The sequence below is a fragment of the Sneathiella chungangensis genome (assembly GCF_009882935.1).
In the GTDB taxonomy this organism is placed as follows: domain Bacteria; phylum Pseudomonadota; class Alphaproteobacteria; order Sneathiellales; family Sneathiellaceae; genus Sneathiella; species Sneathiella chungangensis.
In genome coordinates this window covers 335,259-348,895 of the sequence record NZ_WTVA01000004.1, presented here as the reverse complement: position 1 = coordinate 348,895, position 13,637 = coordinate 335,259, and the positions used below count along the sequence as shown (strand labels likewise).

The 13,637-nt window shown below is 56.7% G+C and carries 11 protein-coding genes; 3 read left to right on the top strand and 8 right to left on the bottom strand.

What is annotated here, in order from left to right; all coding sequences use genetic code 11:
• Positions 1 to 23: 23 nt before the first annotated feature.
• From GQF03_RS10955 to GQF03_RS10935, 5 genes are all read right to left on the bottom strand, one after another.
• Positions 24 to 860 (bottom strand): energy transducer TonB, encoded by an 837-nt coding sequence (locus GQF03_RS10955; RefSeq protein ID WP_161339307.1) that lies wholly within the window; start codon positions 858 to 860, stop codon positions 24 to 26.
• The gene (locus GQF03_RS10950) at positions 854 to 2,890 is read right to left on the bottom strand and encodes a TonB-dependent hemoglobin/transferrin/lactoferrin family receptor (RefSeq protein ID WP_161339306.1); all 2,037 of its coding nucleotides are present in this window, start codon (positions 2,888 to 2,890) and stop codon (positions 854 to 856) included. The genes GQF03_RS10955 and GQF03_RS10950 overlap by 7 nt, the downstream gene beginning before the upstream one ends.
• A gap of 81 nt (positions 2,891 to 2,971) precedes the next feature.
• The gene (hemP, locus tag GQF03_RS10945) at positions 2,972 to 3,145 is read right to left on the bottom strand and encodes a hemin uptake protein HemP (protein WP_277346462.1); all 174 of its coding nucleotides are present in this window, start codon (positions 3,143 to 3,145) and stop codon (positions 2,972 to 2,974) included.
• 173 nt (positions 3,146 to 3,318) lie between these two features.
• Positions 3,319 to 4,737, bottom strand: coding sequence for a phosphotransferase family protein (locus GQF03_RS10940; protein WP_161339305.1), 1,419 nt, complete (start codon positions 4,735 to 4,737; stop codon positions 3,319 to 3,321).
• A gap of 30 nt (positions 4,738 to 4,767) precedes the next feature.
• Complete coding sequence (locus GQF03_RS10935; protein ID WP_161339304.1) at positions 4,768 to 6,048, bottom strand: acyl-CoA dehydrogenase family protein; 1,281 nt, start codon at positions 6,046 to 6,048, stop codon at positions 4,768 to 4,770.
• Positions 6,049 to 6,364: 316 nt separating this feature from the next.
• On the opposite strand from GQF03_RS10935, the gene GQF03_RS10930 reads away from it, so the two are divergent.
• Together GQF03_RS10930 and GQF03_RS10925 are read left to right on the top strand one after the other, a co-directional pair.
• Positions 6,365 to 7,141: an SDR family NAD(P)-dependent oxidoreductase gene (locus GQF03_RS10930; protein ID WP_161339303.1), complete on the top strand. Its 777-nt coding sequence runs from the start codon at positions 6,365 to 6,367 to the stop codon at positions 7,139 to 7,141.
• Between the two features lie 24 nt (positions 7,142 to 7,165).
• Positions 7,166 to 8,413: an acetyl-CoA C-acetyltransferase gene (locus GQF03_RS10925; protein WP_161339302.1), complete on the top strand. Its 1,248-nt coding sequence runs from the start codon at positions 7,166 to 7,168 to the stop codon at positions 8,411 to 8,413.
• A 156-nt stretch (positions 8,414 to 8,569) separates the two neighbouring features.
• On the opposite strand, the gene GQF03_RS10920 is transcribed toward GQF03_RS10925, so the two are convergent.
• The 3 genes from GQF03_RS10920 to GQF03_RS10910 all read right to left on the bottom strand — a co-directional run bounded on the left by GQF03_RS10920 (position 8,570) and on the right by GQF03_RS10910 (position 12,074).
• Positions 8,570 to 9,940, bottom strand: coding sequence for an aspartate aminotransferase family protein (locus tag GQF03_RS10920; protein ID WP_161339301.1), 1,371 nt, complete (start codon positions 9,938 to 9,940; stop codon positions 8,570 to 8,572).
• A 27-nt stretch (positions 9,941 to 9,967) separates the two neighbouring features.
• Complete coding sequence (locus GQF03_RS10915; protein WP_161339300.1) at positions 9,968 to 11,458, bottom strand: NAD-dependent succinate-semialdehyde dehydrogenase; 1,491 nt, start codon at positions 11,456 to 11,458, stop codon at positions 9,968 to 9,970.
• Between the two features lie 130 nt (positions 11,459 to 11,588).
• Positions 11,589 to 12,074: an Lrp/AsnC family transcriptional regulator gene (locus GQF03_RS10910; protein WP_161339299.1), complete on the bottom strand. Its 486-nt coding sequence runs from the start codon at positions 12,072 to 12,074 to the stop codon at positions 11,589 to 11,591.
• A 76-nt stretch (positions 12,075 to 12,150) separates the two neighbouring features.
• Here GQF03_RS10910 and ehuR point away from each other — a divergent pair, with 76 nt between their 5' ends.
• Positions 12,151 to 13,542, top strand: a complete 1,392-nt coding sequence (gene ehuR, locus GQF03_RS10905) for a MocR-like ectoine utilization transcription factor EhuR (protein ID WP_161339298.1) — start codon at positions 12,151 to 12,153, stop codon at positions 13,540 to 13,542.
• Positions 13,543 to 13,637: the final 95 nt, after the last annotated feature.

The following is a 13,637-nucleotide window of genomic DNA, read 5'->3' as shown; positions in this document are numbered from 1 at the left end:
TCCAATCCCTTATGATGACAAATTCAGCGGATGACGAAGTTGACGGGAACGCGGACCCAGCTCACGATGGCGGCCCCGTCGACACTCGTCGGTTCGAATTTCCATTTCCTGACGGCGGCAAGGGCTGCCATATCGAGCAGCCGATGCCCCGATGACTTGGCGATTTTCAATTCCCGCGGATCACCGCTTGGCAACACTTCCGCATGCAGCGTCACGGTGCCCTGTTGGCCAAGGTCCAGCGCCCGACGCGGATAGGCGGGCGGCACCTGGCGACGATATCGAGCTTCATGGACGACCGTGCTCTCGTCCTGCCCTTTGTTTGCGCTGATGACCGGTTCCGCCGCCACGGCCGGCTTCTGCTCAGGCTCGGATTTGTCATCGGTCACGACGTCGTCCGGCCGTTCCAGCGTGGCAGCAAGCGCGGAGGTCACGGGCTCCTTTACCGGTTCAATTTTGGACAAGTCGACCGTTAACGTCTTGGGCCGGACGCGAGGAAGCGGAACCGGCGCGGCTTTCGCCTTGACAACGGGACGAGGACCCGGCTGCGCCTTCTTGGACAGAACCGCAATCTTCTCGGGCGCAAAAGCCGTCGTTACCACGGGTTCCGTCACCACCGGTTCCGGCATCGGTGAGCTATCGGGTAGCGTCTCCGATATGGCGACAGGCGACGGTGCAACCGGTGTCGGCCGGGCAATGGTCATCAGATTTACCTTGAGAACCGGTATATCGATTTCCGGCTGTGTGCGTAAAGCGGGCGCAAAGAATGTCAGGAAAATGGCGTTCGCACAGAGGGACAAAGCGAGATAGACAACCCATCTCCCGCTTCGATCCGCCGACTGTGCGAACGCCGCCCCTACCATTTGTAGGCAACCCTCACATTGTAGCTCCGCCCTTCTTCAAGCAGGCCGGCATATGCCGTTGTATAGGCCTTATCGAGGACGTTGGAGACACCAAGATCAACGGTAAGCGTCTCGAGGCCTTTTTCACTCGGGATCCACCGATAATATAGGTCATAGACAGAGTATCCCGGTGTCGCCACTTGCGAGCTGGAGACCTTGTCATTTGCCGCGGCGAACCGCCCGCGCAGCCCAAATATACTGTCTAGCGCCGTTGCATTGTAGGAAAGATCCGCCACGAAGGTCAGCGGCAGGTTGTTGGAAAGATACTCTGCGGTATCCCTGTTTTCAGCCTCGACATAGGAAAGACCCAGCTTCGCCGTCACCGGGTGGAGCTGATAACGGGCATCCACTTCGAAGCCGCTGAGGCGGGCGTTTGGGATATTCACATATTCCGTCGTCCCCGCGAAGATATTGACGTCCTGGGTAATGAAGTCATTGCCTTCGCTGATGAACCATGATCCCTTTACCGACATTTCGTCCTTATCGGCGATGACATCGTCAAAATTGATCCCGGCGCCAATTTCGAATGTCGTCACCGTTTCCGGGCGAAGGTCCGGATTGGGGATAAAGAAATTCGCCGGGAAAAAGGGCGGGACGGCCGGAAAATGCTGGCCCGAGGCATAGAGTTCCGTCAGGTTAGGCGCCCGAAAAGCCTGCGCCAGGCTGCTGAAGAACATGATATTTTCGGTCGGCAAGTAACTCATTGAAATCTTGGGCGAAACCTTGTGCTCGCTCTGGGAATTGCCGGCGTCATCGCTGCTGCGATAGGAATCGAACCGAGCCGCCGGAATGATCAGAAACCGGCCCGCAGATGTCATCACGTCGATTTCGTCTTGCAGGTAAAAGCCATAGTTCGTGGCATCCGCATTCGGCACGCCAGGCCGTGTGCCGCCGCCGGTGATCGTACCCGTCTGCTCGTCGTGATAAATTTCGAAACCATAAGAGAATGTATGTTTTTGGGACTCACTCACGGAAGCGACGGTTTGGTTGTCAGCGGTGAAACCGATGGTATCCATATCCCGGATTTGCACGCGTCCCAGATTAGTGCCGGAAATATCCTCTTCGCGGACGTTTGTCGTGTTGTAATAGAGATGCAGCTTCGGTTTCAGCCAGCTGTTGCCGGGATCCTCAAACTCATATTTTAGGCCGAACTGGTTGTCGGTTACCTTCTTGTCGACGACAGGGTTGGAGGCCGTGATCGCGCCGCCGCCGTTGTTCGGCTCCTGCCCGTCGTTATTCAGGCCCTGATAAATGAATTTCACGCTGTTGAAATCATTGAGGCTGTAGCCGATCTTGAACGTCCCCGAGAGCAGGTTGTCCTCGGCAATCAGCTCACTTCCGTCTCCCTGCCGGATATTGCCGGAATTACGCAGCGCCGCTATGCCGATGATATCCAGCGCACCCGTGCGGCCATAGGCCGATATGACCGGCGAATATTCCTCATTGGCCGTCCGGTAACCCATCGAGGTGTAGACACCGAAATCCTGACCGGGCTGCAGCATGTCAGCCGCATCCTTGGTGTCAAAGGCCAGTACGCCACCGATGGCCCCGCCACCGTAAATCGCCGAGGACGCACCTTTAACAATTTCCACCCGCTTCAGAAGCGACGGGTCAACGAAAAACCGGCCATCATGCGCCGCCTCGAAATTCTGTCGCCGCCCGTCGATCAGGGTGATAATTGCTTCATTGTCAAAACCGCGAATGGAAACCGTCTGTCCGTTCCGGCGCGGCCCGTTGGCGACCTCCACTCCCGGCGTAAATTCAAGCAGGTCGCCCGTATCCCCGGCAAGCGCATTGCCGGGCGCGTCCGTCTCAATATTCGATGTCATCACCGGAACATCGAAGGAGGATTGCGGCGTGCGGGTGGCGTAGACCGTAACAGTGTCCAGGGACACGGCAGGCGTATCGTCCGCGACCGCGGAATAAATCGGCGTAAGGGATGTCGTGCAGAGAAGAATGCCCAGACAGGCAGGCGGCAGAAGTCGACGCATAACAACAACTTTCTTTTGTGTCGCGTTTGCTTGCTGCCTGGCTGCCGGTGGTACCGGTTCGCTGGGTGGCGGGCTAATTGCTTATTTCGTTAAAATCAGTTTTCCGTTTCCAGTAAGCCGCAATTTGTAAAATTCACTGTTATGAACGATCGTGAGTTCCTTGCCGCGGGCAAACAAATCGCCACTTTGCAAGGTTTCATCCACAAGCATAATCATCCGCTTGCTGGTTTTGCGACCGGATTGATTATCCAACATGTCTCAACCGTTCTTCTGTTCACATCTACAATTTATGGCCTCGTTATAGGAATGATTATCAATAGCGTTTGCAAGAGTCAATGGTGTTTTTGCGAATTATTATCAATAAATTGGCTCCTGGATGATGAAACGCGTCGGGAATAGGCGGTCCCTATTCACCAAATGGCAAACCTCTATTCCGCATAGGCAATTGCCGTTTGAAATCCGGAATAGGACGGTTGGTCGACGGCAACCTGCGTGACGACGCTCTGTCGGAGGTACTCGGCGAGACCCGGAGCGTCAAGGGGTATCGATCCATCGCGAAGCTTGTCGACAAGTCGCCATTGTAACGAGCAAAAATCTTCGTCACTTTGGAAAAACTTCTGCAGGAACTCTGTTTGGGCGGCATGGTGTCCGGCCCCATATTCAAGCTCGCGAAGCACAATATCAAGCGAATTGGCCCCTACGCGGGCGAGGAAACGGTTCCGCCCCGTCGTCGCGCTCATGACCTGTTCGCGCAAAAAATTCCGCACACTTGCAAGGAGCTCACCGGTTCCGGGCATATCGGAAGAAAGGCTAATGGAGGCCGCCTCCGGAAGTGTCACCGGCCCCGGAATCAGAAGATTTACGCAATCAACCTGACATTCGGAACTGCGCCGCCCGATCGCCGGATATTCAACGCCGACTGTGGGTTCCCGGCGATATCTCTCCCCCATTCTAAGGCAGCCGACCGCCCACCAGAAAGATCCGAATATCTCCCAGAAACGCACATGCGCGGGATCGATCTTCTTTCCGCTCTCCGCCTCATATCCGGCGAACAGATCCTCACGCATCCCGAAACCGCCGACCGGAAACTCACTGCGCCCGAACCGCCAGGAATTCGTGCAGATCCAGCCAAGATCACGCATCGGATCGCCGATATGCGCGACCTCCCAGTCGAGGACGGCAACAACCCCGTCATCGGGCGTGATGATGAGATTGCCATTGCGATAGTCGTTATGCACAAGACAGACATCATGGCGCGTCGGAAGATTTTCAAGCAGCCAGCGCGCCGTAAAATCGATCATCGGCTGGGGCGTCTCAAAAGACTTGTAATTATCCCACATCTGATGGACGAATTTCTCCGGCGTCAGAACCTCAAGCTTCTCGCGCAAGCCTGTCGTATCCAGGTCTATGTTATGAATTCGGGCGAGTATCTGCCCGCACTGATACGCCAGTTGAGGCCGGACTTTCGCGAAATCCTCGCCCCGCGCGATTTTCGCCCCCAGCGTCTCACCGTCGATCCATTCCATGATAAAGCCCGCCCCGAGGCCGTCCTGTTCTGTCAGAACATAGTGGACTTCGGGGCCCGGCACGCTCACCCTGCCCGCTTCCGTCATGAGCCGCGCCTCCACTTCGAGACCGGGGCCGATGTCGGATTCACCGACGCCTTCCGGTGCGCGGCGCATGGCGAGCCAGACCTCGCCGCCGGCCGTCTCGACGATCATGCGGTAGGTTTCCTGGCTCGCGCCACCGGAAAGCCGTTCGCAGGAATGGAGGCGCAGGAAACCGCCGACATGCGCCGCCAATACTTTCTCGAGCCGTTTGTCGAAACTCTCCTCTGCTGTCGGCATATCCTTCATCCGATGCGGTATATCAACGGATTATTCCTGCACGCCCTTGGGCGCGCTTTGCTTCATAAAACCGAACATATAGCCGGCGACGCGGCGCATCTGGATTTCCTCCGCCCCCTCGGTGATGCGGTAGCGGCGATGATGACGGTAGATATGCTCAAACGCCTTGTAGCGGGAATAGCCCATGCCGCCATGGACCTGCATCGCCTGATCGGCGGCATTGCAACAGAGACGGTTCGCCCAGTAATTGCACATGGACACCTTGTCAGAGACACTGAACGCGCCATATTCGTCCATCATCCAGGCGGTCTTGTGGATCAATGCCCGGAGCATCTCGCATTGCGTCTGAAGCTCAACCAGAGGGAACTGTATCCCCTGATTGGTCGCTAACGCCTTACCGAAGGGTTTGCGTTCCTTCGCGTAAGCCACTGCCTCGTTGATGCAATATTGCGCAGCGCCAAGGCTCGACGCCGCTTGCCGGATGCGGTTTTCATTGAAAAAATGCTGCACCACCTGAAGGCCGCGCCCCTCTTCACCCAGGATCGAGCTATGCGGTACCCTCACTTGAGTGAGTGAGATATGCGCGTGATCCGTCGGCATGTTGAACGTCCAGAGGAATTCCTCCACCTTGAAACCTTCCGTGTCCGTCGGTACCAGAAAGCAGGTAATCCCGTACCCGTCGCCCGCATTTCCTGACGTACGCGCAAAAATAAGGTCATGGCTGGCGGTATGAATGCCGGTGTTCCAGGTTTTCTCCCCGTTAATGATCCAGTCGTCGCCGTCGCGAACGGCGGTCGTCTCCATATGCGTGGCGTCAGATCCGTGATTGGGCTCGGTGATGCCGAAGGCAAACCGCCGCCGTCCCTGCAGCAAATCCTCGATCCATTCGTCCTTTTGCTGCGGTGATCCGTAGGCCAGCATAAGCAGGACGCCTACATTATTCCCGACGATCGAATGCTCGTTCTGCAGGTCATTGTGAAGACCAAGGCCTTTTGTCGCGAAATGCTCCCGAATAACGGCCATGCCGAGATTGGTGCCTTCCTGCCCGCCATATTCGCGCGGCAGCGGATACCGGAAATGGCCCGCCTTGTCGGCGCGCCGCTTCGCTTCATATAACAGTGCCTCCCAGTCCGCGTTTGGCAGGCCGTCGCGGTCCCAATCCGTACGGGCATCCTCCCGGCGGTGATCGAAAAAGCGGATGTTGTCGTCCTGCTCTTCCAGCGGCTTGATTTCCTTCTCGATAAAGTCATCGAGCGTTTTGAGGTAACGAACAAGTTCTTCCGGTAAATTGAAATTCGTCTCGCCTGACATCGCCCTGCCGTCCTTTTTTTAGTTGAGTTTTTTGAACGTAATTCAGCTTAACCGGAACGCCGTGTAAATCAATGACGGAAATATTCACATCGCGTGCCACCGCTCCATCATTTAATAGCCTTTGCCAAATCTATTGCGCATCACGCATAGTGTTCATTATCATGGCAGCTTCGCCAGACGTCGCATGCGACGGCGGCAATTGTCCGGAACTATGGAGAGGGGCCGGATACCGGTTGAAACCCGGAAGAGAAGAAACAAGAAAAACAAAACGAATTTGTCCCTGAATAAAAAATCAGAATAAGCGGAGAGGCAAAAAATGAATCTTGATGGTATCACAGCTGTTGTCACCGGCGGCGCATCGGGTCTTGGCGCGGCGACAGCGCGGAAACTCGCGAAAAACGGTGTAAAAGTCGGCATTTTCGATCTCAATGAAGAAAAGGGTATGGCGCTCGCCAAGGAAATCGGCGGCGCCTTCGCCAAGGTGAATGTCACCTCCGAAGAAGATGTTGATGCCGGCTTTGCCGCGATACGCGCCAAACTCGGACAGGAGCGGATCCTCGTCAACTGCGCCGGCACCGGCAATGCCATCAAGACCGCGAGCCGTGACCGCGAAACTGGTGAAATCAAGCACTTCCCGCTCGACAAGTTCGAGCTGATCATTCAGATCAACCTCATCGGCACCTTCCGCTGCATCGCGAAATCGGCCGCCGGAATGATGACCCTTGATCCGATCGACGGCGAACGCGGGGTTATCATCAACACAGCCTCTGTCGCCGCGGAGGACGGCCAGGTCGGTCAGGCCTCCTACTCCGCATCCAAGGGCGGCGTTGTTGGCATGACATTGCCCATCGCCCGCGACCTCGCGCAGGAGCTTATCCGCGTCAACACGATTTTGCCCGGCATCTTCGATACACCCCTGTTGCAGGGCGCACCCGAAAAGGTGAAGGCCGCGCTTGCCGCTCAGGTTCCGAACCCTTCCCGCCTCGGCAATCCGGACGAATACGCATCTCTCGCGATCGAGATGTGCCGGAACGGATATTTCAACGGCGAAGACGTCCGCCTTGACGGCGCAATCCGCATGGCACCCCGCTAAATCAATCAACAAAGGATCAGGAAAATGACCGACGCATATATCATCGACACCTGCCGAACGCCGCGCGGCATCGGCAAGGTTGGCAAGGGCGCCCTCGCCCATCTGCACCCGCAGCATCTCGGCGCCACGGTTCTCAAGGCTCTCGCCGAGCGGAACAGCCTCGATACATCGCAAGTCGACGACATCATCTGGGGCACCTCAACCCAGGTTGGCAAACAGTCGAGCGATCTTGGCCGCATGTCAGCCCTCGCCGCCGGCTACGATATCAAGGCCTCCGGCCTGACACTGGACCGTTTCTGCGGCTCCGGCATTACCACGGTCAATCTTGCCGCCGCGCAGATCATGTCGGGCATGGAAGATCTGCTGATCGCGGGCGGCACCGAAATGATGAGCTATACAGCCTCCATCGCCGATCCCAACACGCCGTCGATGCTCGACAAGGGCAATCTCGAACTGCGGGAAATTCATCCACAGTCGCAACAGGGGGTCTGTGCGGATGCGATTGCCACCCTTGAAGGCATTGACCGTAAAGCCGTCGACGAACTCGCCGTCGAAAGCCAGAAACGCGCCGACCGGGCGATAAAGGAAGGCCGGTTCGACAGGTCGCTCGTACCCGTGAAGAATCCCGATGGTTCCATTGCCCTCGACAGAGAAGAATTTCCGCGTCCCGGAACGACAATGGAGAGCCTTTCGAACCTTCGGACCGTCTTCGATATGTTCCGCGATATCGCTGTCGATGAGACCGGCGAGACATATGGCAGCCTGATCACACGGAAATATCCTGAAATCAAGGAATTCAACCATGTCCATCATGCGGGCAATTCTTCGGGCGTTGTCGACGGCGCGGCGGCGCTGCTGCTCGCATCGGAGGATTATGCGAAGAAGCATAACCTCAAACCCCGCGCCCGCATCGTCGCCACGGCGAATATGGGCGACTGCCCGACGCTGATGCTGAACGCGCCGGTCCCGGCGGCGAGAAAAGCTCTCGCCCGCGCCGGTCTGACGCCTGACGATATCGATCTGTGGGAGATCAACGAGGCCTTCGCCGTCGTCGCCGAAAAATTCATCCGCGATCTGAAGCTCGACCGGGACAAGGTCAATGTCAATGGCGGGGCAATGGCGCTTGGTCATCCCATCGGCGCGACCGGATCGGTCCTCATCGGCACCTTGCTCGACGAGCTGGAACGGCAGGACAAAAAGCTCGGTCTGGTGACGATGTGCGCCGCCGGCGGCATGGCACCAGCCATTATTATCGAACGTCTCGACAGCTAAAAATCCGCTTATGGGAAAATCTCCGGCGCCGATATGAGATAGGCGAACCCGTTGGAATATCGGGTTCGCTTTTTCTAACTTGGTTTCGCAAGGTGGAATGTCGGCACCGGAGCCTGCCGGAATTGCCGTTTGGCGTTTTTTTCCGAAAGCCTTACCTTAAGAGAAAACCTCGCCGACCGCCCCTTTCATCGCATCGACAATTGCGTCGGCCTCGGCGTTGCTCAGGCAGAGAGGCGGCGCAAACCCGATGATATCGCCTTGCGGCATGGCCCGCGCGATGACCCCGCGTTTCAATAGCGCGCCGGCCACCTTGCCGCCTGTCGCAAGGGACGGTTCGAAAAACCGTCGCGCATTTCGATCCTCAACAAATTCGACGGCGAGCATCAGTCCCTCGCCGCGGATATCGCCAACGTTCGGATGATCGCCAAGTGCCTCGGTCATGGCTTTCTTGAAATAGCTTCCGACCGTGCCCGCATTTTCAACGACACCCAATTCATCAATAAGCTTCAGATTGGCAACACCTGCCGCGGCGCCGATGGGATGCGCGGAATAGGTCCAGCCATGCCCTATCGGCCCGAGCTGATCCGTCCCCTGTTCCAACACTTTCCAGACTTTATCAGACACGATCGAGGCAGAGAGCGGCGCATAGGCCGAAGTCAATCCCTTGGCAGAGGTTATGATATCCGCCTCGATCCCGTAATGGTCAGATCCGAACATGCTTCCCAAGCGCCCAAAGCCGGTCACCACCTCATCCGCGATCAGCAGGATATCGTATTTTTTCAGTACGTCCTGGACCGCGGTCCAGTAACCAGCCGGCGGCGGCACCAGGCCACCCGTGCCGAGCACCGGCTCACCGATAAAGGCGGCAATGGTATCCGGCCCCTCCTCCAGGATTAATTTTTCAAGTTCGTTCGCGCAGTAGGCGGAGAATTCCTCCTCCGAAAGCGACTGGTCCTCGCGCCGGAAATAATAGGGCGCTTCCGTATGGATCACCTGCGCAAGCGGCAGATCGAATTTCTTGTGAAACAGCTCTAACCCGGTAAGCGAGCCGGTCATCAACCCAGAACCATGATAGCCCCGCCAGCGCGAGATGATTTTCTTTTTCTCCGGCCGCCCGAGGATATTGTTATAGTACCAGATGAGCTTGATATTCGTCTCGTTGGCGTCCGACCCGGAAAGGCCGAAGTAAACCTTGCTCATGTTCTTCGGGGCGCGGTCGATGATCATTTTCGAAAGGGTTATCGACGCCTCTGTGCCATGCCCGACATAGGAATGATAGTAGGCAAGTTCGCGCGCCTGTGCGGCGATCGCCTCGGCAACTTCCTGGCGGCCATATCCGATATTGACGCAATAAAGACCGGCGAACGCATCGAGGAGCCTGTTTCCGTCGCGGTCGGTAATATAAACCCCTTCACCGGTTTTGATAATGCGGCTCGGCATTTCGCCGCGCGCGAATTGTGCGAGGTGCGTGGAGGGGTGGAAAAAGTTTTCGCGGTCCCAGAGGCTGAGTTGATCGTTTGTAAGCATTTGTCTCTCCTGAGTTAAATTCGGGGCCTAGGCCCAATCGCGGCAAACATACTTGATATCGGAAAAAGCCTCGATGCCGTGACGCGAGCCCTCTCGCCCGAGGCCGGATTGTTTCATCCCACCAAAAGGAATCGGCGCACCGGTCACCTTGGTGCGGTTTACACCCACCATGCCAAATTCCAACGCCCGGCTCATCCGGTAGATGCGCGACGGATCCTTTGTATGCAGATAGGCCATCAGGCCATATTCCGTCGCGTTCGCCTGCCGGATAACGTCGTCTTCGCTATCGAATGGGGCAATAGCCGCGACAGGTCCGAAAGTTTCCTCCCGCATGATCAGCGCGTCGTCCGACACATCGGTGAGGACGGTCGGCGCATAAAAAAGTGGGCCATTTTTAAGAGTATTACCGCCGCAGGCAAGCCGGGCGCCCTTGGCAATGGCATCCTCCACATGGCTTTGTTGCTTGGCGACAGCTCCCTCGTTCATCAGCGGCCCGATGTCAGGGTCATTCACACCCTTGTCGACCGTGAGGCTCTTCGTTCGGCGGGTAAATTCGTCACAGAACTGTTCGTAAACGGGCCGTTCGATCAAAAACCGGTTGGCACCAAGGCAGTCCTGCCCCGACGTCGCAAATTTCGCGGTGATCGCCTCCTCGACCGCTTTTGGAATATCCGCGTCAGCAAAAACGATAAAGGGAGCATGTCCGCCCAACTCCAGGCTGAGCCGTTTAATCGTCGGCGCGCATTGGGAATAGAGCAGCCGCCCGATCTCAGTGGAGCCGGTGAAGGAAAGAGCGCGCACCCGGTGATCCGCTGTCCAAGCCCCGACAATATCAGCGGGTTCGCCCGTGACGACATTGAAGACGCCCGCTGGAATGCCGGCCCGGTGCGCAAGCTCCGCCAATGCCAGCGCGGAAAGCGGTGTCTCTTTGGACGGATGCACGACGACCGCGCATCCGATAGCGAGCGCCGCGGCGGCCTTTCGCGTTATCATGGCATTTGGAAAATTCCAGGGCGTAACAAGCGCCGCCACGCCGATCGGTTCAAGCCAGACTTCAATTTCCGCGTTGGGAAGGTGAGATGTCACGCCGATGATGTCCGTGCGCTTTGCCTCTTCGGCAAAAAACTCGGCAAAGGACGCGCCGTAGCTGATTTCTCCGCGGGCCTCGGAAATCGGCTTTCCCTGCTCCAGAGTCATGATCAGGGCAAGATCCTCCTGATGCTCCATCATCAGTCTGCCCCAGCGATTGATCACCGACGCTCTTTCCTGCGGCAGCCTAGCGGCCCAATCGGGAAATGCCGCGTCGGCAGCGTCAACCGCGGCTTCGCTTTCACGGGCTGAGAGGCTCGCAACTGTGGCGATCCGCCTGCCATCTGCGGGATTTAACACGCTCAGGGTATTGCCGTCCTCTGCGGCCACCCATTTTCCACCGATATAGGCAAACTCCCGGAGCAGCGATGGATCCGAGAGAAGATTGATCTCTTCGACATACTCCAGCTTCTTATGTTCCGCGTTCATGCCAAACTCTCCTTTCCTGCGTTTCAAGCGAAACCCTAGCTTTTCTCGCTCAGAAGGTGCTTTTATATTTCCGCGCAAAGTCGGAGAAACTCTCCCCTAAAGAGCGTCCTGGCAGAAAAAGTCTCCTGGATTATTTATTGGGTTCATAAAGCTCGAGGGCCGGAACGGCGCGCGCCTTTACCGGTTTCGTTACCACATAGGAATAGTAGCGCCGCAATCCGATATCCGAATGCAGCAACCTGTCGACAAGCCGTTGATAGGTATCGACGTCTTTACAGATAAATTTGACGATATAGTCGATCCCGCCACCGACGGCCCAGCATTCCGCTATTTCGGGTATGTCCTGAAGGGCATTTTCAAACTTCTCGAAATCACTGGCGCGGTGGCTATTGATTTCGGCTTCCATGAAAATAACCGAAAAGGAGCCGAGTATTTTAAGGGAGATCCGGGCACCGTAGCCTTCAATAATTCCGGATTCCTCCAGCCGCCGCAACCGTTCCCAGCAGGGTGTCGGGGACAGATTGACCTTTTCGGCGAGTTCCGTCTTGGTGATCCGACCGTTGGCCTGCAAAACGGCCAGTATTTTCAAATCCCGCTCGTCGAGTCGAAGCGCCATTTTTCATTCCAGTGTCATCGTGAAGAATACCTAGAATTGTCTTGCAATAAAATTCGGTCAATCATTATATTGATGCATGACAATTTGGATACCAAACCGTGACGAGTTATCCCGCCCGATCCACACCAGTCTCGTTTCCGCCATGAAGGATGCGATCGCTGACGGGCGGCTTGCCGTCGGCACGCAATTGCTCCCGCATCGCACGCTAGCCCATAAGCTCGGAATCAGCGTCCATACGGTGGGCAAGGCCTATGACGAACTCAAGCGGCAACGCCTGATTGACGGCCATGTCGGCCGGGGCACCTATGTGCTGGACCCCAATCTTTCGTCCAGCCAACCCTATCTGATGGAAAGGGGCGACGGAGAAATTATCGATCTTTCCATATCCCGTCCGCTCTTCAACAGCGTCCATATCGAGACGATGGAATCCGCCCTGAAATCGCTCCCTGACGCCCTCGACCACGATACCTATCTTGCCTGCCGCCCAAATGTCGGACTGCGCAAGCACCGCGAAGCGGGGGCCAACTGGCTTGCCGGCTGCCATCTCGAGGTTGGGGCGGATTCAGTCATCATGACCAACGGGGTGACCCATGGCATGGCGATTGCCCTTGCGGCCATTACGCGACCGGGGGAAATTGTCGTCGCCGAATCAATCGTCCATCATCTGATGGTGTCGCTCTGTTCCTACCTCGGACTCAGGCTTCAAGGCCTTGAATATGACGAAGAAGGCGTCCGTCCGGACGCATTTGAAGACGCCTGCAGAAATCACGAGGTAAAAGTCTATTTCAGCGTACCGACCATCGCCAATCCGCTGACGACAATGATGTCGATGGAAAGGCGCAAGGAGCTCGTCCGAATCGCCCGTAAATATGACGTCCTTATTATCGAGGATGAGGCCTGGGGTCCGCTGATCAAGGATCGCCCAGACCCTATCGCCACGCTCGCGCCGGAACGGACGATATATCTCACCTCCTTCACGAAATGTACCGTCCCGGGACTTCGCACCGGATATCTCGTTGCCCCGGACAGCCTGATTCCGGCAATTACCGGGCGATTGGTGGCGTTCAGCTGGATGGCTACGCCCCTCATATCGGAACTGGCCAGCCGCTGGATAATGGATGGAACCGCCGACCAGCTTGTCCGCTGGCAACAGGACGCCCTATCCGAACGGTATAAGATCGTTGAAGAGGAAATGGGAGGGCTCAATTGGCGCGGCCATCCCAATTCCCTGCATTTCTGGCTTGACCTCCCGGCAGGATGGGACACGGCAACCTACGTGAATCACGCCCGTTCGCTCGGCATCGCCGTTGCGCCGACGCAACCGTTTCTGACGCCGAATTCTCCGGCAACGAACGCCGTCCGCATCGCCGTCGCCGGTACACGGGATCCGAAAAGGTTCCGCCGCGGCCTGTCGGCGATCCGCAATCTTCTGCGCCGCCCGCCAGAACCAATCACCCACACTCTGTAATTGTACTGCTACAATACTTTTATTGACTAGCAATACAATAATAGCTCATTCTCGCGACAACGGCGGCTGATACGGGGGTGTTGCTTGTCCGGCTA

Coding starts and splice junctions, on each gene's coding strand:
- GQF03_RS10925 (WP_161339302.1), top strand. CDS start 7,166: ATGACCGACGCATATATCATCGACACCTGCCGAACGCCGCGCGGCATC.
- GQF03_RS10910 (WP_161339299.1), bottom strand. CDS start 12,074: ATGGCGCTTCGACTCGACGAGCGGGATTTGAAAATACTGGCCGTTTTG.
- GQF03_RS10955 (WP_161339307.1), bottom strand. CDS start 860: ATGGTAGGGGCGGCGTTCGCACAGTCGGCGGATCGAAGCGGGAGATGG.
- GQF03_RS10915 (WP_161339300.1), bottom strand. CDS start 11,458: ATGAACGCGGAACATAAGAAGCTGGAGTATGTCGAAGAGATCAATCTT.
- GQF03_RS10920 (WP_161339301.1), bottom strand. CDS start 9,940: ATGCTTACAAACGATCAACTCAGCCTCTGGGACCGCGAAAACTTTTTC.
- GQF03_RS10940 (WP_161339305.1), bottom strand. CDS start 4,737: ATGCCGACAGCAGAGGAGAGTTTCGACAAACGGCTCGAGAAAGTATTG.
- GQF03_RS10935 (WP_161339304.1), bottom strand. CDS start 6,048: ATGTCAGGCGAGACGAATTTCAATTTACCGGAAGAACTTGTTCGTTAC.
- hemP (WP_277346462.1), bottom strand. CDS start 3,145: ATGTTGGATAATCAATCCGGTCGCAAAACCAGCAAGCGGATGATTATG.
- GQF03_RS10950 (WP_161339306.1), bottom strand. CDS start 2,890: ATGCGTCGACTTCTGCCGCCTGCCTGTCTGGGCATTCTTCTCTGCACG.
- ehuR (WP_161339298.1), top strand. CDS start 12,151: ATGACAATTTGGATACCAAACCGTGACGAGTTATCCCGCCCGATCCAC.
- GQF03_RS10930 (WP_161339303.1), top strand. CDS start 6,365: ATGAATCTTGATGGTATCACAGCTGTTGTCACCGGCGGCGCATCGGGT.